At 47.3% G+C, this 17,879-nt stretch carries 14 protein-coding genes and 1 tRNA gene; 7 read left to right on the forward strand and 8 right to left on the reverse strand.

What is annotated here, in order from left to right:
* Nucleotides 1-4: 4 nt before the first annotated feature.
* Nucleotides 5-310, reverse strand: coding sequence for a DUF1292 domain-containing protein (locus tag T3H97_RS16020; RefSeq protein WP_061828984.1), 306 nt, complete (start codon nucleotides 308-310; stop codon nucleotides 5-7).
* A 79-nt stretch (nucleotides 311-389) separates the two neighbouring features.
* Nucleotides 390-947 (reverse strand): hypothetical protein, encoded by a 558-nt coding sequence (locus T3H97_RS16025; protein WP_013310940.1) that lies wholly within the window; start codon nucleotides 945-947, stop codon nucleotides 390-392.
* 202 nt (nucleotides 948-1,149) lie between these two features.
* On the opposite strand from T3H97_RS16025, the gene T3H97_RS16030 reads away from it, so the two are divergent.
* Entirely contained in the window at nucleotides 1,150-1,908 is a 759-nt protein-coding gene (locus tag T3H97_RS16030) for an MBL fold metallo-hydrolase (RefSeq protein WP_328800242.1), read from the forward strand.
* Nucleotides 1,909-2,016: 108 nt separating this feature from the next.
* Here T3H97_RS16030 and T3H97_RS16035 read toward each other — a convergent pair whose 3' ends face one another.
* Both T3H97_RS16035 and T3H97_RS16040 read right to left on the reverse strand, forming a co-directional pair.
* Nucleotides 2,017-2,253 (reverse strand): DUF3892 domain-containing protein, encoded by a 237-nt coding sequence (locus tag T3H97_RS16035; RefSeq protein WP_013371899.1) that lies wholly within the window; start codon nucleotides 2,251-2,253, stop codon nucleotides 2,017-2,019.
* 87 nt (nucleotides 2,254-2,340) lie between these two features.
* Complete coding sequence (locus T3H97_RS16040) at nucleotides 2,341-2,784, reverse strand: GNAT family N-acetyltransferase (protein WP_103048611.1); 444 nt, start codon at nucleotides 2,782-2,784, stop codon at nucleotides 2,341-2,343.
* Between the two features lie 141 nt (nucleotides 2,785-2,925).
* Between T3H97_RS16040 and T3H97_RS16045 the strand changes: the two genes are divergently transcribed.
* Nucleotides 2,926-2,997 (forward strand) — tRNA-Val (locus T3H97_RS16045).
* 288 nt (nucleotides 2,998-3,285) lie between these two features.
* Here the strand turns inward: T3H97_RS16045 and nirD are convergent.
* Entirely contained in the window at nucleotides 3,286-3,615 is a 330-nt protein-coding gene (nirD, locus tag T3H97_RS16050; RefSeq protein WP_190297560.1) for a nitrite reductase small subunit NirD, read from the reverse strand.
* Between the two features lie 12 nt (nucleotides 3,616-3,627).
* Nucleotides 3,628-6,060 carry a nitrite reductase large subunit NirB gene (gene nirB / locus T3H97_RS16055; RefSeq protein WP_328800243.1) on the reverse strand — a complete coding sequence of 811 codons (2,433 nt, stop codon included), beginning with the start codon at nucleotides 6,058-6,060 and terminating at the stop codon, nucleotides 3,628-3,630.
* A 444-nt stretch (nucleotides 6,061-6,504) separates the two neighbouring features.
* Here nirB (T3H97_RS16055) and T3H97_RS16060 point away from each other — a divergent pair, with 444 nt between their 5' ends.
* Both T3H97_RS16060 and T3H97_RS16065 read left to right on the forward strand, forming a co-directional pair.
* Nucleotides 6,505-7,107 (forward strand): ANTAR domain-containing response regulator, encoded by a 603-nt coding sequence (locus T3H97_RS16060; protein WP_328800244.1) that lies wholly within the window; start codon nucleotides 6,505-6,507, stop codon nucleotides 7,105-7,107.
* A 19-nt stretch (nucleotides 7,108-7,126) separates the two neighbouring features.
* Entirely contained in the window at nucleotides 7,127-8,200 is a 1,074-nt protein-coding gene (locus T3H97_RS16065) for an anthranilate phosphoribosyltransferase (RefSeq protein ID WP_134903183.1), read from the forward strand.
* A 127-nt stretch (nucleotides 8,201-8,327) separates the two neighbouring features.
* Here the strand turns inward: T3H97_RS16065 and nasC are convergent, their stop codons facing one another.
* Together nasC and nirB (T3H97_RS16075) are read right to left on the reverse strand one after the other, a co-directional pair.
* Nucleotides 8,328-10,508 (reverse strand): assimilatory nitrate reductase catalytic subunit NasC, encoded by a 2,181-nt coding sequence (gene nasC, locus T3H97_RS16070; protein ID WP_328800245.1) that lies wholly within the window; start codon nucleotides 10,506-10,508, stop codon nucleotides 8,328-8,330.
* 83 nt (nucleotides 10,509-10,591) lie between these two features.
* Nucleotides 10,592-12,766 carry a nitrite reductase large subunit NirB gene (nirB, locus tag T3H97_RS16075; RefSeq protein WP_328800246.1) on the reverse strand — a complete coding sequence of 725 codons (2,175 nt, stop codon included), beginning with the start codon at nucleotides 12,764-12,766 and terminating at the stop codon, nucleotides 10,592-10,594.
* 419 nt (nucleotides 12,767-13,185) lie between these two features.
* Here nirB (T3H97_RS16075) and T3H97_RS16080 point away from each other — a divergent pair, with 419 nt between their 5' ends.
* The 3 genes from T3H97_RS16080 to T3H97_RS16090 all read left to right on the forward strand — a co-directional run bounded on the left by T3H97_RS16080 (nucleotide 13,186) and on the right by T3H97_RS16090 (nucleotide 17,584).
* A complete protein-coding gene (locus T3H97_RS16080) occupies nucleotides 13,186-14,427 on the forward strand; it encodes a nitrate/nitrite transporter (protein WP_328800247.1) in 1,242 nt (413 codons plus the stop codon).
* 379 nt (nucleotides 14,428-14,806) lie between these two features.
* A complete protein-coding gene (locus tag T3H97_RS16085; protein WP_103048604.1) occupies nucleotides 14,807-16,525 on the forward strand; it encodes an NAD-dependent malic enzyme in 1,719 nt (572 codons plus the stop codon).
* A 99-nt stretch (nucleotides 16,526-16,624) separates the two neighbouring features.
* Entirely contained in the window at nucleotides 16,625-17,584 is a 960-nt protein-coding gene (locus T3H97_RS16090; RefSeq protein ID WP_025718424.1) for an AEC family transporter, read from the forward strand.
* Nucleotides 17,585-17,879 lie beyond the last annotated feature (295 nt).

A 17,879-nucleotide genomic window follows, 5' to 3' on the forward strand; every position in this document is an offset into this window, starting at 1 on the left:
AATTCTATTCGTATTGGGCAACAAGCTCGCTATATGCAGCTTCTACACGTTTCCACTCATCTTCGTCCTCAATATTGTAAAGCACCATTTCTTCGTTTTCTTCTTCCATACGAAGAATAATGCCATCCGCTTCAGGATTGCCTCGCTCAAGCAGAAGAGCATAAATGTGATCTTCTACGTCAAAGGTCTCTACCAGCACCATTTCTACATCTTTACCATTTTCATCAGTTAGCGTAAGAACCATTTCTTCATGTTCGTGGTCATGATCGTGGTTGCAGGCTTCACCGTGTTCATGTTTGTGATCACTCATGGAAATACCTACCTTCAAATTGTTTTATTTTCCCCCGTATCGTAACATGATCAAGGGTGCAGGTCAATTTGTGGTATGCCTAATTTATCGCTGTAATGACTTTTTCGGACACCAAGGTATAGCTGCCGTCTTTGCTCTCTTTAATATAGAAACCAACCCGGTAATTCCCTGCTGTTTTGAAATCATACGTAAAGTCGTTTGTACGGAACCAGAAGTTATCCTTTTGCGCTCCTTTGATATCTTGAGACTGAATATCCTTCACGTTGCCCGAAGGGTCGGTGATCGCTACCTTCACTCCGGAGATATCTGTTTTCAAGGTATCAATCTGACTAAATACATTAAATTTCACTTTATTGCCTTTATTCACGTTACCAAACACAGTATCTCCCTTGAACAGGAACATATGCACGTTAGGCTGGTCGAAAACAACTTTTCCACCGGATGGATCAAAATTTACAAGTCCGTTAAAATCACGGATGGGCACATAGGTTTTCCCATCAATGACAACTGCACCATCTTTTGACACTTCTCCATTAATAATCAACTGCACTTGGTCCTTGGCGGATTCCGCCGAAATGGCGGTCCCTCCCATTATTGAAAAGGCCATCATTAGGGCCATCACTCTTCTCCATTTCATCACTACTAATCCCTCCATCGTCATCTGTTAAAAACCTTCTGTCGTACATTTATACCTAGCTCAGCCGCACAAGTTGCGCTGTGTTTCACAAATTGTCCAAAGTTTTTACATAAGGAGCCAAATCTTTAGTTCCGGCAGCATAGGTGATAAAATACGACTGTAGAATGTCCTAGTACACAAAAGTCTGGAGGATAAATCCATAATGAGCCTAACGATACAAATGCTTGGCACAGGCAGTGCCTTTGCCAAGCATTATTACAACAACAACGCGCTGCTGGACAGCGGAGAAGGCAAACTGCTGATCGATTGCGGTACAACCGCTTCTTTAGCATTACACCAAATGGGCGTCCCCTTGCCTGATATTGACGCAATTTTAATTACACATATTCACGCAGATCATGTCGGAGGTTTGGAGGAATTCGGTTTTCAAATGAACATTCTCCATCGTCGCAAGCCTCTACTTTATATCGCCGAACCACTAATCCACCCTTTATGGGAGCACACACTCAAGGGCGGGATGTCACAGCAGGGTATGATTGACAAGCTTGAAGATGTATTCGAGGTAAACGTAATAACGCCTGGTGTACCCACTACATTGGTATCCGGTATCCAGGTGGAGCTAATCCCTACAAGGCATATTCCTGGTAAAGACAGTTATTCCATAATTATTAATGACCGCCTTTTTTATAGTGCAGATATGGTTTTTGACCCTGATTTGCTTCATCATCTGGTGCATGAACGAGGATGTCGGAGTATTCTGCATGAGGTTCAATTACAAGGCGCTGGAGAAGTCCATACGACGTTGGACGAGCTACTAAGCTTGGCGCCATCTCTTCAAGAGCGGATTCATCTGATGCACTATAGTGATGATATGGAACAGTTCAAGGAGAAGGCAGGGGTCATGTCCTTTCTGGAGCAGCAACGAGTATATCAACTCTCAGAGTTGGAACGTGCAGAGTAGTATGCTAAATACAGCTTGAACAATTAACAAAAGCCGCCTGGCTTTCCTACAAAGGATAGCCAGGCGGCTTGCTGTTCTTGAATATAATGCTAGTGTTGCGAGTTAAGGTCAGAACAATGGCAGTTGATCCAGGTTATTAGAAGGATCTCCATCGGCATCTCCCCGAATTCGTTTGCTTCCATCCTTGGCCTTGAAAACGTTAACGCCTGCAATTGAGCCTGCCTCAATCTCGTTCAATGCTTGGCTATAATCTAAAATCCGACCGGTAGATGTCTGAAAAGACGTAAGGTCGCCATCCCCGTTTTTACGTACTGCTGTAATTTGCTCCCGTTCTGTATTAGCCATGCTGTATCGCTCCTTATCCATAGTATAGTGGAGGAACTTTTACTAGCATGCACATTGTACAGATTTGTATGCACCTTACGCTGTCGACTACAACTTTTTGCGCATACGTACATGCGGTATTCCCGCATCGTCAAAAGGTTCATCAGAGATCGTCTCATAACCGAGCTTTTCGTAAAACTTCTCGGCTTGACATTGGGCATCTAGCAGCGAGTATCTTAGCCCCAATTCACGTGCACGTTCCTCCAGTGCTAGCAGTAATACACGTCCATAGCCTGAGGCACGATGCTCCTTGAGAACGGCAATACGTTGCATTTTAGCTGTATCTTCCTCATAGTATGTCAACCGACCAGTGGCCACCATTTCACCATGTTCACAAATTAGCAAATGATGGGCCGTATCTCCCAGCTTGTCATAATGGTCAATTTCTAAATCGAGAGGAACCTTTTGCTCTTCGACAAACACTTTAGTACGGATCGATATTGCCTTCTGTAGCTGCTCCTCTGTTGTTACACTTATAATTTCTGCGGCCATCATCTGTTCCCCCTATCATTAATTCCAAATTGCAAACTCGCTAAATTCGAATTATATATATAAATGGTCATGAAGTACAGGCTGATTTCTATTTTTCCACTTTACATATATGGTTAATACATGATATTATCTAGTAACCGCAGGACGGTAGCTCAGCGGGAGAGCATTATCTTGACAGGGTAAGGGTCATGGGTTCGATCCCCATCCGTCCTATTCGTCAAAAGCCTTGATACTCAAGGCTTTTTTGTTTGTCTAGAGATAAATCCAGTTATCCTGTGAAAAGAAAATAGGTTATTGACTAAGATTTAGTCAATAACCTATTTTTTAATCAAAATGATACTTATAAGATAAAAAATCCTTCCGGAAAAATAGGGTCGACTTTTCTGTATACTCAGATCATTGCACTTTAACAACCCGCTTCTTCAGCAAAGCCTTTCACCTTGATCCTTCTATATATAGAAGGAAAAAAGCAGAACCCACAGCACAATACGCATAGAACTCTTAGATTACGATATAAACCGCCCCGCTCTCACTGTCAATCTCCGTGGGGTAAGCAGTCACATATCCAGTATCCGGCTCTTGTACCCGGCCAGTGGAAAGGTCAACCTTCCAGTCATGGAGCGGACAATGGACCGCTGAGCCACATATCATTCCTTCGGATAACCGTCCCCCTTTATGCGGACAACGATTCTCAAGCGCATGCACGCTGCCATCGCTCAGACGGAATACAGCTATCTCTGTATTATGAATGCGAACTGTCCTTGCTCCACGTCGGTCAATTTCGTTCAGATCAGCTATTCTGATTCTGTTGGTTGTCGTATTGGTCTCCATTTTGTCAGCCCCCTATTCCATTACTGGCTTAAGTTCCGGCAGCTGCACAAAATTTTTGCGCAGCTCTTCGTTGTGAATAATTTCGTGCCACGGATCAGTCGTCGTGCTTAACGTCTCCTCAATTCTGGTCACCAGTTGCTTCCTCGTCTCTGCATTCGCGAGTGCCTGTTTGATGGATTCAACTCCGACCCGTTCCACCCAATGGGCTGTGCGTTCGTTCCAATTGGCCTGCTCGCGATAATACTGCAGATAGGCACCGGTCCATTCCATCACTTCATCCTCGGTTTTAACGGTACAAAGCAGTTCAGCTGCCCGAACCTTAATACCGCCGTTACCTCCAACGTAGATCCCCCAGCCACCGTCAATAGCAACGACGCCCAAATCCTTGATCGTCGCTTCAGCGCAGTTACGCGGGCAACCAGATACAGCCAGTTTAACTTTGGATGGGGCATTCAGACGTTCAAATGCCTTTTCCAACCGGATGCCCATACCCATAGCATCCTGAGTGCCAAAGCGGCAAAAGGTGTTACCTACGCACGTCTTAACCGTTCGTAGCGTCTTTCCATAGGCATATCCAGACGGCATATCCAACTCGGCCCAGATCCCCGGCAAATCCTCCTTCTTCACACCAAGCAGGTCAAGACGTTGGCCCCCCGTAAATTTCACCAGAGGCACATTGTATTTCTCTGCGACAGCAGCAATTTTCTTCAAATCGGCAGGTGAAGTAACTCCTCCATAAATGCGAGGCACGACAGAATAGGTGCCATCTTTCTGAATATTGGCATGGTAACGTTCATTCGTGAATCTGGATTCCTTCTCATCCTCATAATCCAGCGGCCATAGCATACCTAGATAATAATTGAGGGCCGGCCGGCATTTGGTACATCCTTCTGGCTCGTTCCAGCCCAGCACATTCATCACTTCTTTAACACTCTTCAATCCCATCTCCCGAATGCCATCAATGATCGCTTCCCGGTCAAGCGTCGTACAACTACAAATTCCCTCTTTCATCGTTTCTCCGGCTTCTGCGCCTGCGTATAGCTGTAAGAGTCCCTCCACTAATGGCTTGCAGCCGCCACATGATGCCGATGCCTTCGTGCATGCCTTAATCTCCCCGACACTCCGGCAGCCAGCCGCAACCGCCTCTCCAATGTCACCCTTGGATACACCATTACATCCGCATACAATTTCGTCATCAGGCATCTGCTCCAGCATCATGGCGCCACTAGCTTCAGGTTGACCGGGATTGAAGCCAAGTAATAACTCTTTCTCTCGGCCAATCACCGACTCGCCACTTTTGATCAAAGAAAACAGCATGGCTCCGTCAGACGTATCCCCAAACAGAACGGCTCCGATCAGTTTTTCTTCCTTGATCACGATTTTTTTGTAGACGCCGCCAATATCATCCTGATACCGCAGGGAACGTGTTCCCGGTTCATCCTTGTAATCCCCTGCTGAAAACACGTCGACACCCGATACCTTCAACCTTGTCGAGGTAACAGAACCACTGTAGCCGGGAGTCTCCATTCCCGCGAGCCGCTGAGCCAGTACACCACCTTGCTCATATAATGGAGCAACCAGCCCGTAAGTGATTCCCTGGTGTTCTGCGCATTCGCCAACGGCGTAGATGCCGGGGATATTCGTTTCCATGTAATCATTTACGATGATGCCGCGGTTTACAGGGATTCCCGCCGATACCGCCAGTTCAATGTCTGGTTTGATGCCTACCGCCATAACGATCAGATCTGCTTCCAGCTCGCTGCCATCGGCAAATTTCAACCCTTCCACGCGGCGACGCCCCGTAATAGCCGCCGTCCGCTTATTGACCAGAAAAGTCATTCCCTGCTCCTCCAGCTCGCGCCGTAGCATAAGGGAAGCAGCCTCATCCAGCTGCCGATCCATAATATATCCGTTAATATGAATAACTGTGACGTCCATCCCCAAGTTGAGCAGCCCCCTGGCTGCCTCTAGTCCAAGCAATCCGCCGCCGATGACGGCTGCTTTTTTGTGCGTCTTTGCTGTCTCCATCATCGTTTCACAGTCACGAATATCCCGAAAACCGATAACACCATCCTTGTCGGCCCCTGGAAGCGGCAGAATAAAGGCTTTAGAACCCGTTGCCAACAACAACAAGTCATAAGAGATGCATACGCCAGAGCGCGACGTCACCTGCTGCTTTTCCGTATCGATGGCTGTGACAGGATCATCGGTATACAATCGAATATTGTTGTCTTCATACCAACTCCAGTCGTTGATGACAATATCCTGCAAACCAGCCCCTCCCGCCAGAACGGAGGACAGCATGATTCGGTTATAGTTTGGATGGGGCTCGGCCCCGAATACCGTAATCTCATAGCTACCTGGTGCAAGCTTCAGCAAATGTTCGAGAGTGCGTATTCCCGCCATTCCGTTGCCGATCAACACTAACTTTTGGATATCCTTCATCAGGTCACTCCCCTTCCATTTGTATCCTTAAAACATAAAAAGCCTGCTTCACATATGGGGATTCAAAATATCCCTCACATGAGAAAACAGGCTCCATTGCCGTTTCATCGAATACGCCGTTGTATCCATCAGAGTATGGAATTAAAAAGTACTGTAGCTAATATATAATGGTTCAAATGATATGTCAACATTCCTTACGCAATATCTTATAAAAAATTATATTTTATCACTATGTAACATATCTATGACGTATAAAATATCACTCTCCTACAAAATTAGGATTGATTTTCAGACCAAAACACGCCAAAATGGTTTAAAAGTCCGTTTTAATTTGATGATGGTGAAAAAAATAAGCAGACAGATAAAATTACATGTCATATTTGTTATCAATGAATACCATCCCATCCCTAACCACCCTTCATGTTACAGAGAGGAGGAGCCCGCTTGCGTTCCTTGTTGGTAATTCACTTACATTCTGACCATGTATCTGAGCAGACACACGCCGTTTCCTCATGGCAGGCAGGACCTGAGTACCTTTTAGAGTCCAACGGATACCTAACTCTGCCCTGCCGCAATGAATCCGAAATCAAACAGCTAATCCTTAATGCAGATGCAGCGGTACTAAACATACCTGTCGGCACTATCAGCATATGGAGTGACAGGCTGGAGCAAGCCAAAGCGGTCCCATTGCTCTGGTGGTGCAGCGCAGAATCAGCGCTATCATCGACAGAGGCTTGTGAAGCTGATGTCACTGTCGATGGCATTCTAACCCCTTCAATGGCAGCCTATGAGCTGAATTGGGCTCTTCATTTTAGTGCCAAACGCTTTTTTGAACGCCAGCATTGGCAAAGTGAACGCAAGCAACTGACCGCTCGACTGGAAGAACGCAAATGGATTGATATGGCCAAAGGAATACTGGGGGAAGTAAACGGCATCCCGGAAGCGGAAGCATACGATGTGCTACGCAAAAAAGCAATGAACGAACGCAAACGTATCGTTGATGTGGCCATCTCCATCGTCAAAGCACAGCAAATGCTAAAAGCATAAATCTGAAAGGGGCCTGAACATGAATATCATTGAAATATTAAAAGAAGTGGGTCGCGGCAAAAGAGGTGCCCGAGATCTGAATTATGCCGAAGCCGAAGCTGCTGCCGAACTTATTATGACCCAGTCGGCAACCCCTGCTCAAATCGGAGCTTTCTTTGCCGCGGAGCGCATTAAAATGGAGAGCGTTGCCGAGCTGGAAGCATTCGTAAACGTCTGCCGTAAATATACCCATCGCTTCCCGATGCAGGAAGGTATTGATTTTGCCGGTCCGTACGATGGCAGGAAGTCATCGTTTATCGCCACCTTCGCAACAGCCTTCGTACTCGCCTCATGCGGAATACCTGTAACGATGCATGGCAGCGCACCTCTCCCTCCTAAATGGGGGGTTACGCTACCGCTTTTACTGCAGGAAATGGGGGTTACGTCCCGGAACATGACACGCGAAACCGCCATTCATGCCGCGAAGCTGACTGGTGTACTATTCATAGCCTCCGAACAGTGGTGCGCGCCCCTGCGAGATCTGCGGTCCATTCGCGAAGAGCTGGGGCTTCGCACAGTGCTGAATACTGCCGAAAAACTGATTGATTACGGTTCTTCACCGTATATTGTATTCGGCGTTTTCCACAATACTGTGTTCGAAAAGACGGCGAAACTCATGCAAAATCTGAATTACCACAGGGCTCTGATCGTCCAGGGGAGCGAAGGATCGGAGGATCTGTTCATCGATCGGCCGACCCGGACTTACCTGCTTGCTAACGGCGAGGTATCACTACAGGTTATTAATCCGGAAATGTACGGGCTGGATTCGGTGGTACCCGAGCATAACTGGACCCCCGCTGAACAGCTGCGCATTACGGAGGAAGTGCTACAAGCCACAGCTTCTATAGCCTTTTCGAATCAGGTGTTACTCAACAGTGCAGTCCGACTGTTCGTTGCGGGACGAGTCGACTCCATAGAGGAAGGTTTATATACCTGCAAACCGCTGCTAGAAAACGGGGACGCCTGGGGTTTGTATTGTCACTGGCGGGAAGCTATGCTCAGAAAAGAAATAAAAACGGGAGCAAGCATATCCGAAACCCGATTGCATTTATAATTATTAGCGTCACACAGTCTAGTGATCGCGGGTTCTAAACTATCCAACCCAAAAAGGCCAGCTCCCTCACTCATACAAAGGGGGCTGGCCTTTTATGCAAAGAAAAAGTCACTTACTCAGTTCTGCTCTAGAACTCAGACCACTCCCCATTATCTGCACTGGTTGCGGCTGCGGCCAGGTGAAGGGGACGGATGCGTACAGCAGCCGTTTTGAAGCCAGGCATCCGGCAGAACGGATCAAGATCGGGTCGGGTCGCCCGATTTACATTTTGTATCCCACCCCAATGCATGGGTACGAAGAGCGTGTCTTCGCGGATATGTGGTTTGACTCGGCTGCGGACAGTGAAGCTGCCGCGCTGTGATGCTATTTCTACCCACTCGCCGTCCCTGATATGCCAGCGTCGCGCTGTCCGCGGATGAATTTCCACATAATTTTCAATCTCTCGCGCGGCCAGCGACGGACTTCGGCGCGTTTGTGCACCGGTCAAATAATGAGCCAGTACACGGCCGTTCGTCAAAATAAGCGGGTACTCCTCTGATATCTCCTCTCCTGCTCCACAGCTTTCAACCACCGTAAAAACAGCCTTTTGATCGGAATGGGCAAAGGTTTCCCGAAACATCGTATCCATACCGACTCTGTCCGTAGACGGGCATGGCCAATATACTCCTTCTTCACGACGCAGCCTGTCATATGTGATCCCATAATAATCAGCAGGACCGCCCCGGCTGGCGAGCCGCAGTTCTTCAAAGATATGCTCAGCATCCCTGTAAGAGAAATAGCTGCCCTTGTTTAGCTTTGCAGCCAACTGACACAAAATGTTCCAGTCATCTCTAGCCTCGCCCGGTGCGGGCCTCGCCGCTTCTCGTAGCAGAACGCGGCCCTCCAGATTGGTCATCGTCCCCGTATTCTCCAAATAAGACGTCACAGGCAAAACAACGTCGGCCATCCGCGCAGTTTCAGTGAGAAACATATCCGCCACAACCAGCAAATTCAGCTTTTTGAGGGCTTCCTCCACCAGCCGGACATTCGGGTTAGATACAACAGGATTAGAGCCCATCACGAACAAAGCTTGGATTTCTCTCTGATGGACAAGCTCCATCATTTCATAGGCGGACACTCCCTTACCCGGCAAACTGCTTGGTTTTACTCCCCACACGGACGCCACATAGGCTCGATCCTCTTCATTCTCAATTGATCTATAACCAGGAAGCTGGTCAGCCTTTTGGCCGTGCTCTCGCCCCCCTTGCCCATTTCCCTGACCTGTGATAGCTCCATAACCGCATCCTTCCCGTCCAATCTTTCCAGTGGCCAGCACCAGATTAAGAAATGCACGCACCGCCATATGTCCATCTGTCTGCTGTTCAACACCCCTAGCCGTAAAAACAATACCGGTCTCCACACTGCCAAAGGCACGTGCTGCCTGCTGGATCATTTCTACCTCAATTCCGCACAACGCAGCCGATTCGCTCAGATCCACATCCTTCAAATGAGTCAACAGCTGGGCATAGCCGTTGGTCCGCTTGCGGATAAACTCTTCATTCGCAAATCCTTCATCCACGATGACCTTTAGCATGGCATTGGCCAGTACAGTATCCATACCTGGCTTGATTTGCAGGTGCAAATCGGCGGCCGCCGCCGTTGGTGTCGCGCGCGGGTCAATTACAATGACAAACGCGCCGTTCTCCTTCGCCTGATGAAAGTAAGGCATTAAGGTCGGCTGGCATTCAGCGATATTCGTACCTGCGAGCACAATACAACGAGCCAACGGAATATCTGCCAGTCTGCAGGTCAGTCCGCGATCAACGCCAAACACTTTACTACCAGCGGATGCCGCTGCCGACATGCAGAAGCGCCCGTTATAATCGATATATCGCGTACCTAGAGCTACTCTTGCAAATTTACCGAGTAAATAAGCCGTTTCATTGGAGAGTGAACCTCCACCGTAAATTCCGATTGCATCGGCACCCTGTGTGGACAGTAGCGTAGAGAAACTGCTAGCTATAGTATCCAATGCCTCCTCCCACTTGACGGGAACAAGTTTGCCCTCTTTGCGTATGAGAGGCTGTACCAGCCTTTCCGCATGAGTTGCATGCTGATGCGCATTCATTCCCTTGATGCACAACCTACCCTGCGAGGCTGCATTGGGCTTCCCTTCCGCCTTATACACTGTACGGATGATACCTGCGAGTGTCTCTGTACCCGTGCTAACGGTCATCTTACATTGCACGCTGCAAAACGGGCACTGCGTATCCATTACTAACGCTACATGTAGCCCAGCTTCCGGTTTGCCTTCTCCTGACTGACACATCAAAGTCACCTCCCCTTCGCCATTTTTCGAAATTTTATTGTCTGCACACGAAAGCTATATCGCCACAACTCCAACTCAACCCGTTATCCTGTCAGCATTGTGGTCCGCAGACTGCCCGCCAGTTCACTTCGAAGAGTAGCATCAAGCACACTTTCCCGTAGCGCCAGAACGCCAGTCCTTTCAATCCACTCCCACATTTTCTCCCCGTACCGGGCACTATGTCGGTATATTCGCAAGCAAACTGCAGCCAGCAGGACCGCTTCTGTCGGGTCCTCCTCCAATCCAAGCAGCTGCCCCTGGCGAACCGGATGCTCAGCATGACCACCGGCATAAACCTCCCAGCCTGCTGGAGATCGGGATATTCCAATATCGTGGACAAGTACACCTCCGGGATACGCCGATCCAGGACAAACAGAAACTGTAACCAACGAGGGCAATGCGAGACTTCCCCATAAAGTTGCTAACCGCTCTCTTAGCCAGGCTACTTCTACAAATGCCTGATCCATCAGGTCCGACTCAACAAAAGCCTGATTCTCGGCATTTAGGTTCGTAAAGCGCAGACCCGCAGAGGGCGCTTCTCCTCCGCACTGCTCGGCGACCTGAACTGCAACACCAGAACTTAATGGATTTGTCGCAGATCTGTCGCGCAACCCGAGAGATTCCAAATAATAAAGTACAGCTGGACGACATAATTCACACCCCTGCTGTCTGGTCCAACCGAGACGGGACACTACTTCCTTTGGTGTCTGACAGGCTGCGTCCACCATAGCTGTCTTAAGCGAATCATGATCGTAGTCCGTACATCCACACACAGGGACAACTTCTTGGGCGGTCGAAGTAACTACAGGCCCGGAAACTGTCGATCGGGACAAACTATTTTTGACCAGTGCAGCCACCAGCGGCCGACAGCCCCCACAGGAACCGGATGCTTTGGTCCGGCTTTTCACTTCTTCCACCGTCTTCAGCTTATCCGTGGCAATCGCTCGCAAAATAGCCCCCTTGCTCACGCCATTGCATGCACATACCGTTTCCTCTTCCGGCAGTGCCGCTGCCGCATCCTCTGCTCTGCTTCCGCTGTTATCCCGGGATGTAAGCTCTGTAGCGGGCGCGCCACGCCGTACCATTCCGAACAGCGAGGTGCTTTCCGCCGTATCTCCGAACAAAATGGCGCCAGTGACAGCGCCGCCGTGCATCATTACTTTTTTGTAAACCTCCAGCATCCCGTTATATTCCATGATTGCTGTCTCGTTTCCCTCATCGCGAATGTCTCCTACGGAAAACACATGAATCCCCGCTACCTTGAGCTGCGCATATGGAACCGTCCCTTCATAGGGAGGCGTTTCACGACCACAAATAACTTTTGCCAGCACTTTGCCCTGCTCATATAGCGGCGCCACTAGCCCGTATGAAATCCCGCGATGCTCAGCACATTCGCCGACGGCATAAATACCGGGAATACTCGTGCGCATATAATCATCCACGACAATGGCACGGTTTACGGTCAGACCGCTGTCCTGAGCTAATTTGATATTCGGTCGGATACCAACCGCCAGCACAACCAAATCCGTTTCCAACCTGTTCCCGTCCGCAAACATCAATCCTTGCGCCCTGTTTCGGCCTATGATGTTGACCGTTTCCTTCGCCAAATGAAACCTCATGCCCTGTTGCTCCAGCTTTCGCTGCAGAAGCACAGCCGCCGTCCGGTCAAGCTGACGGTTCATAAGATACTGCGCATTATGAACAACCTCAGTTTCCATCCCTAGATTCAGCAGGCCTTGAGCGGCTTCAAGTCCTAACAACCCCCCTCCGATAACTGTGGCCTTACGGTATGTTTTGGCATATCTTGCCATGGTTTCACAATCATTCACATCACGAAAAGCGATTACTCCCTGTTTTCGAGCTCCGGGAATGGGCGGCATGAAAGGCAATGAGCCCGTTGCCAATATGAGCATGTCATAAGGTTCTTTCATGCCGGATTCCGTTTCCACCATCCCGGCTGCAACATCAATACGACAGACGCGTTCACCCGCGTACAGCTTTACCCCGTTCTCTTCATACCAGTCCCAGTCATGGGTAACGATATGTTTAAATGAGCTCTCCTCCTGAAGCATTTTGGACAGGAGCACTCGGTTGTACCCGGGACGGGGCTCTGCACCAAATATCGTGATTTGGAACCGCTCTGGCTCCAGATCAAGTATTTCTTCCACACATTTAATGCCTGCCATACCGTTGCCGACGACGACCAGTTTTTTCATCATATTAAACCAGCCCCATTCTCCGAATAAAATAAGACAGAAAAAGCCCTTCTCCATTCAATGGAAAAGGGCACCGTTGCCGTAAATGTCGGCACATCGTTGTACCGATATGTATCTAAGATTACTGAATTGTGAATGTCATGTCAATATTCAATACATGAAAGCTATATTTTTCACCTTATAATTAATTTTTTTGCGATTTTGTGTTATGTATATTGACATAAAACAGATCCTTTTTTATAATTTGATTAAAATCACTCCAACGTGATCATACCAAGTCGACTCACAATGAGGTGTGTCAACCACGGCAATGAAGCCGCAAACCGTTTCCTAGATACCATGTAGGGGCGATTTGCGGCTTTTTCATGTTCAAATTACATTTTGAAGACAAAGAACAACAATTAGAACAGGAGAGATGGAGAATGAACAAAAAAAGTTTCTGGAAAAGCGGACACAAGCCCACCCTATTTGGCTCCTTTCTGTATTTTGATATCAGTTTTATGATATGGGGAATGATCGGACCATTGGCCGTTGTAATTGCTAATGATTACCCAATGGACCCTGTACAGAAAGCCAATCTTGTCGCCCTACCCATACTTGGTGGTTCCCTGCTGCGGCTCGTGCTCGGATTCATGTCGGATTATATCGGTCCGAAGCTCACGGGACAGATTGGTATGCTGGTTACAATAATCCCTCTCTTGCTCGGCTGGCTGTGGGTTGATTCGCTGGAGCACTTGTATGTTGTTGCCCTGCTCCTGGGCGTAGCCGGAGCATCATTTGCAGCTGCGCTGCCGTTGGCCAGTCAATGGTACCCCAAAGAGCATCAAGGCTTGGCTATGGGAATTGCCGGTGCCGGTAATAGCGGTACCGTCCTTGCGACTTTGTTCGCCAACCGCATTGCTCAACATTTTGGCAGTTGGGAAGCCGTTTTCGGATTGGCCATCCTCCCCATCTTAACCGTCTTCGTTCTGTTCAGTATTTTTGCCCGCAACAGCCCTCACCGCCCAGCACCAAAAAGTCTGTCGCAATATGCTTCGGTGCTCAAACAGAGGGATGCCTGGGTATTCTGTGCCTTTTACTGCGTGACGTTTGGCGGATTCGTTGGCCTTTCTAATTATTTGACTATTTTCTTTAATACCCAATATGGTCTCTCCGCGGTACATGCCGCCGATTTTGCGACCGTTTGTGTGATTGCCGGAAGCTTCTTTCGTCCTGTAGGTGGCTTTTTGTCTGATCGGATTGGTGGTTCACGCATGTTAATGTACTTGTATGCGGGAGCCGGGATTATGCTTGCTGGCATTGCGTTTTTACCGCCACTTACCGTGGTAGTTGTGCTGCTGTTCGTAGGCATGATGTGCCTTGGCGCTGGCAACGGCTCCGTATTCCAGCTCGTTCCGCAGCGGTTCGGCAACGAAATCGGGCTCATGACCGGTATCGTCGGCGCTGCTGGTGGCATAGGCGGGTACTTCCTTCCCCTTATACTGGGTCATCTATACAAATCAACAGGTTCCTATATGCCGGGCTTCATCTCTCTGAGCCTAATCACGTTCTGTGCCTTTACCCTCGTCATCATAATGCAATTGAAATGGCGTAACAGCTGGATGCAACGCTCTGCTACAGTTACTGATGAAGCCGTCAAGCGCATCGGAGAATTAAATGCCTGATGTTCATTAAACATAGAGCTGCGAAGCATTGAATTGTCCCTCAACCATCCCTATAGCCAAAAAAATAGCTTAACTTCGTTTATATAAAATGAAGTTAAGCTATTTTTCATGCACACTCAATCGAATTACACCTATAAAAACTATGATAATTATCACGCTAAATCAATATTTTCCGAAAATATTATGAAAATTAAATGAAATTTTCATTCGAAAAACATTGAAAATCGCTTTCATTTTCATAATTTTTCTTATGTAAACACTTATATAACCATTTTTCACACAACATACTTGTTCACTTGGTTTAAAATAAGGCGTATACTTGTTCACGAATTGTTCAAGGATTAACTAAATGTAATTTTTTAGAAAGAAGGAATTGGGAATGCGTGCTTTTCATTTTACGGAAGACGGATCTATCGAAACTAAATTAACCGGAAAAGATCTACTTGCCAACCCACTGCTGAATAAAGGAGTGGCTTTTACCCTGGAAGAACGGAAACAGCTTGGACTTGATGGTCTCCTTCCTCCTACGATATTAACTATTGAGGAGCAGGTTCAGCGGGTTTACGAGCAATTTCAGAGCCAACCGGATAATTTGCGTAAAAATGTTGCTTTAAATGATCTTTTTAATCGGAATACCGTCCTTTATTATCGTTTGCTCTCTGAGCACCTAAGCGAAATGCTCCCGATTGTTTATACACCAACAGTAGGCCAGGCTATACAGGAATACAGTCATGAATATCACAAGCCAGGTGGTATGTATTTATCTATCGATAATCTTGCGGGTATTGGAGAGGCTTTTAAGAATTTGAACCTAGACCCTGATGATATCGACCTGATCGTAGCCACAGATTCCGAGAGTATTTTGGGAATCGGGGACTGGGGAGTCGGAGGTATTAATATCTCTATTGGTAAACTTGCTGTGTATACAGCTGCTGCTGGTATAGATCCTAGCCGGGTGCTGGCAGTTGTTCTTGATGCAGGTACAAACAACGAGAAGTTATTGGAAGATCCTTTATATATGGGGAATCGTCATAAACGTGTACGTGGAGAACAATATGACCAATTTATTGACGCTTATGTTCAAGCTGCACTTTCTTTTTTCCCGAATGCCCTGCTGCACTGGGAAGATCTGGGCAATGTCAACGCACGGAACATTATCAATAAATACGGAAATAGTATTTTGACTTTTAATGACGATATTCAAGGTACTGGAGCGGTTACGCTCGCGGGTGTGATGTCTGGTGTTCAATTATCCGGAATCCCACTGAGCAAGCATCGGGTTCTAGTCTTTGGTCCAGGAGCTGCTGGAATCGGCAATGCAGACCAAATTAGCGCCGCCATGATGCTGGAAGGACTGTCAGAAGCAGAAGCAAGACGTAACTTCTGGGCTTATGATTACCGTGGACTGCTTACCAACGAAACAGAAGGACTTTTTCCATTCCAGGTCCCTTATGTGCGTGATGTTGCAGAATGCCGTGACTGGGAACATGCTGAGGATGGCAAAATCCCTTTGCTTGAAGTCATTCGCCGCGTGAAACCGACGATTATGATCGGTACTTCCGGTGTTACTGGGGCATTTAGTGAGGAAATCGTTAAAGAGATGGCTAAGCATACAGAACGTCCTATTATTATGCCTATGTCCAACCCGACTCCACTGGCAGAAGCAACTCCGCAAGATTTGATCCACTGGACCGAAGGAAAAGCCCTCATTGCAACAGGAAGTCCTTTTGAGCCAGTGATCTATAACAATATTAAGTTTGAAATTGGGCAATCCAACAATGCTTTCGTGTTCCCAGGTCTGGGTCTCGGCGCAATCGTGGTAAAATCCAAAATTATAACAGATAGCATGTTTGCAGCAGCTGCCCATGCAGTAGCTCAAATGGTTGATTTGTCGCAGCCTGGTGCTTCCCTGTTGCCAAAAATCAGCGAGCTACGCGAAGTATCTGAAGCGGTAGCCGTGGCTGTGGCCAAGGCAGCCGTTCAGGATGGAGTAGCGCGTCATCAACCGGACGATATCGCACAAGCAGTTCGAGATGCGATGTGGGACTGCAAATATAAACCAATCAAACAATATGGTCAGGAAGCGGTTCTGGTTTAAAAAATAGCGAACAACATCAAATTTGTACTTGCATACGCAAAGTGATTATTTAACTGATGTCCGCCATTTTTGGCGGACATCTTCATTGGAGGCGACATCATGGCTACAGGTCATATTTTTATTATCTTAATTCCTATTTTCTTTGTCATTTTAATTGGTTATTTCGCAGGATTGTTCAAGGCCTTTAACCCTGCTTCTTCTAAGGGATTAAATACACTCGTGACGAAGTTTGCTCTACCTGCACACTTGTTTATTGGTATTACGACGACACCAAGAGAGACATTGATTCAAAAGTGGCCCTTTCTTGTGGCTTTGCTACTTGGTGTAATCGGCTTTTATATTGTATTGCTCATTGTTTATCGCTTAATTGCCAAAAAAGGCCTGACTGAATCCTCCATGTTCGCATTGAATTCGACACAGCCTTCTTTTGCATTCATGGGAATTCCGGTTCTGGGCAGCTTGTTCGGAAGTGCGGCAGTCGCCATCCCGATTGCGATTACTGGGATCGTCGTTAATGCCATTCTTGATCCGCTTGCAAGTATTTTGGGAACGGTCGGTCAGCGCAAAACAACAGAATCCGACGGCACTAAAGGCAACTTATTTAAAGTCACTATGAAATCAGTCCTTCATGGACTCAGCGAGCCGCTTGCCTGCGTACCTTTGTTTGGTGTCGTATTGACTCTATGTGGATTCCACGCTCCGAAACTTTTGCAATCCATGTTTGATCAAATCGGCAATATTACTGCTGGTACAGCCCTATTTGCCATCGGGGTAACTATTGGTATCAAAAAGATTACGTTCAGTCCAAAAGCACTTAGCATCGCTGTGCTGAAAGCGATCGTGATGCCTATTGTTATGCTCGGTATTGCTGTTCTGATAGGACTATCCCATGAAGATGTAACCAAAGCCGTACTGCTTGTCGCTTTTCCCGGCTCGGCTGTCGCCGCTATGATTGCTACCCGTTACGAAACATTGGAAACGGAAGCTGCATCTGCATTTGTTATTAGCTCAGTCTTATCGCTCATTTCACTACCCTTGCTCATTTCACTTCTTTTATAAGGGACAGAAAGTCAAAAACCCTCAATACAATCCAGGTATTTATAGGTGTAAAGCATACCCGTCTGTTCTTTTTTATCTTTTTTTTTAAATATTGTTCAAACAATAAAGTGATTTAGTAAGAATTGAGTTGGAAAAACAACATAAAATCCAGTTTTGCCGACAAGCGGCGGTCCCATCGTTTCATTCACTAGGGGGCCGCCGTTCTTTTTGAATAACCTTCTACTCTCCCTTTTAATAAATACCTAACATTTAGAAAGCAAATTGTCGAAATATATATGGGGTAGGTTGTATATGA

Source organism: Paenibacillus sp. LX16 (assembly GCF_036252815.1).
GTDB lineage: Bacteria > Bacillota > Bacilli > Paenibacillales > Paenibacillaceae > Paenibacillus > Paenibacillus polymyxa_B.

Bases quoted from the DNA above. Each gene is read 5' to 3' on its own strand.
- nirB (WP_328800243.1), bottom strand. From the start codon at position 6,060: ATGAAGGATATCCAAAAGTTAGTGTTGATCGGCAACGGAATGGCGGGA.
- T3H97_RS16025 (WP_013310940.1), bottom strand. From the start codon at position 947: ATGAAATGGAGAAGAGTGATGGCCCTAATGATGGCCTTTTCAATAATG.
- T3H97_RS16065 (WP_134903183.1), top strand. From the start codon at position 7,127: ATGAATATCATTGAAATATTAAAAGAAGTGGGTCGCGGCAAAAGAGGT.
- T3H97_RS16020 (WP_061828984.1), bottom strand. From the start codon at position 310: ATGAGTGATCACAAACATGAACACGGTGAAGCCTGCAACCACGATCAT.
- nasC (WP_328800245.1), bottom strand. From the start codon at position 10,508: ATGTGTCAGTCAGGAGAAGGCAAACCGGAAGCTGGGCTACATGTAGCG.
- T3H97_RS16080 (WP_328800247.1), top strand. From the start codon at position 13,186: ATGAACAAAAAAAGTTTCTGGAAAAGCGGACACAAGCCCACCCTATTT.
- nirB (WP_328800246.1), bottom strand. From the start codon at position 12,766: ATGATGAAAAAACTGGTCGTCGTCGGCAACGGTATGGCAGGCATTAAA.
- nirD (WP_190297560.1), bottom strand. From the start codon at position 3,615: ATGGAGACCAATACGACAACCAACAGAATCAGAATAGCTGATCTGAAC.
- T3H97_RS16030 (WP_328800242.1), top strand. From the start codon at position 1,150: ATGAGCCTAACGATACAAATGCTTGGCACAGGCAGTGCCTTTGCCAAG.
- T3H97_RS16035 (WP_013371899.1), bottom strand. From the start codon at position 2,253: ATGGCTAATACAGAACGGGAGCAAATTACAGCAGTACGTAAAAACGGG.
- T3H97_RS16040 (WP_103048611.1), bottom strand. From the start codon at position 2,784: ATGGCCGCAGAAATTATAAGTGTAACAACAGAGGAGCAGCTACAGAAG.
- T3H97_RS16085 (WP_103048604.1), top strand. From the start codon at position 14,807: ATGCGTGCTTTTCATTTTACGGAAGACGGATCTATCGAAACTAAATTA.
- T3H97_RS16090 (WP_025718424.1), top strand. From the start codon at position 16,625: ATGGCTACAGGTCATATTTTTATTATCTTAATTCCTATTTTCTTTGTC.